We start from the raw sequence: 2,128 nt of genomic DNA, 5'->3' as shown, positions 1-2,128 counted from the left end.
GGGGGCATTGTTTATTGGAGGGTGTACCTGGCCTGGCCAAAACACTCATTGTAAAAACCATGTCGCAGGCGCTGCACCTGGCGTTCAGGCGGATCCAGTTTACCCCCGATCTGATGCCAACGGATATCATTGGTACCGAAATATTGGAAGAAGATCACGCTACCGGCAAACGCTTCTTTAAATTTAATAAGGGACCGCTGTTTGCCAATATTATACTGGCCGATGAAATTAACCGCACCCCACCCAAAACGCAGGCTGCTTTGTTAGAAGCCATGCAGGAGTTTGAAGTAACCTATGGCGGGCAAACTTACCCCTTAGATAAACCATTTTTTATCCTTGCAACTCAAAATCCTATTGAGCAGGCGGGCACTTACCCCTTGCCGGAAGCCCAGTTGGACCGTTTTTTATTGCTGATAAAAATTGGCTATCCAACCGAGCAGGAAGAATTTGAAGTATTGAATAGAACCACGGGGATAAAAAAGGCGGATGTTAAAGCTGTAATTACTGCCGAAGAAATTATACAGGCCCAGGCATTGGTAAGGCAGGTAACCATAAGCGAAGACCTGGTAAAATATGTAAGCCAGCTGATCCGCGCTACGCGGCCCGATACTACAACTGTAAACTATATAAAAGAATGGGTGCGCTGGGGCGCAGGCCCAAGGGCAGGGCAGGCGCTGATATTAACGGCAAAGGCACGGGCATTGTTAAAAGGCCGGTATTCGGTTTTGATGGAAGATATTCACGCCATGGCCCCGGCTGTTTTAAGGCACCGTATCCTGATGAATTTTAAAGCCGAAGCCGAGAATATAACATCAGATAAAGTGACGGCCGAGCTGATAACAACGATAACCCGGCCGAAGGCGCTTTAATACAAGTCATAAAAGGGGAAATGACGTTTTAAAAGGTTTGTCATCCTGAACGCAGTGAAGGATCTATTCGCAGACTGTACAGGGCGAAGAGGCATGGTGAATAATAGATGCTTCACTCCGTTCAGCATGACAAATGGTTTTTGCAAACACGTCATAGGTTGGAACGAAGCAATGACTTTAGCTTGGTAATACCTGTTCAGACAAAAATAAATCCGAAATCGAACATCCGATATCCGAAATCAAAAAATGCAGCTTGATCCTAAAGTATTAATGACCATTAAGGATTTGCCGTTACTGGCGAAAACGGTTATTGATGGCTTTATGAATGGTTTTAATAAAAGCAAAGTGAAAGGACCCGGACTGGAATTTAGCCAGTACCGCAGTTATCAGCCCGGTGATGACCTGCGTTGGCTGGACTGGCGTATGTTTGCCCGGAGCGACAGGTATTATATCCGCGAATCAGAAATTGAAACCAGTATTTCGGTAAGGTTCCTGGTAGATGCCAGTGCATCTATGAATCATGATGACAATGGCATCAAAAAAATAGACTATGCGCGTTTCCTGGCTGCGTCGCTGGCCTGGTTGTCGAATTTACAGGGTGATTCAGTTGGTTTATACGTTTTCCAGGATGGTGGATTGTTTTCATTAGCTTCCAGACCAGATCCGCAGCATTTGCAGCGCCTGTTTTATCATCTACAACAGGTGAAACCAGCCGGTACTTTTACACAAGCTATTCACTATAAGCAACTATTCGCCGGAGATGGCCGTAAGGAATTGCTGGTGTTTATTACTGATATGTATCAACGGGAAGGCGAGATCAGTAAATTATTAGATTCATTGTCAGCCCTTAAACATGAGGTAGTAGTTTTCCACCTGATGGGCCAAAACGAACTTGATTTTAATTTTGGAGGATTTGCTACACTGGAAGATTTGGAAACCGGGGAAACTATCGAAATAAATGCACAGCAGGAAGTTGAATATAAAGAAAAGCTAAACGCACATTTAGAAGGTATCAGGATGCAATTATTGGGTAAACATGTTTATTACCGGATGCTCAGTACCGCGCAGCCGTTAGATGAAGCCCTGCGCGATTTTTTAACACAACGAAATAAAAGTAAATTTTAAATTATAAACCATAGCGATGGGTTTTAAACCCATCGCTATGGTTTATAAAGTATTCCTCATTTTATAAATGCAGTTTTTAAATCCCATATGGTTGTTTGCTATTGCCGCGATAAGTATCCCGGTAGTGATACACC

The 2,128-nt window shown here is 43.8% G+C and carries 2 protein-coding genes; both read left to right on the top strand.

Features of this window, described 5'->3' with window-relative positions; all coding sequences use genetic code 11:
• Nucleotides 1-869: AAA family ATPase (locus AC1DPZ_RS26000; RefSeq protein ID WP_477408961.1), on the top strand; the 869-nt coding region annotated here is incomplete at its 5' end.
• Between the two features lie 246 nt (nucleotides 870-1,115).
• The gene (locus AC1DPZ_RS25995) at nucleotides 1,116-1,994 is read left to right on the top strand and encodes a DUF58 domain-containing protein (RefSeq protein WP_477408959.1); all 879 of its coding nucleotides are present in this window, start codon (nucleotides 1,116-1,118) and stop codon (nucleotides 1,992-1,994) included.
• Nucleotides 1,995-2,128: the final 134 nt, after the last annotated feature.

Source organism: Mucilaginibacter sp. P4_G9 (assembly GCF_056400985.1).
The sequence above is the reverse complement of the archived record's forward strand: the minus strand, read 5'-3'. Positions and strand labels throughout refer to the sequence as shown.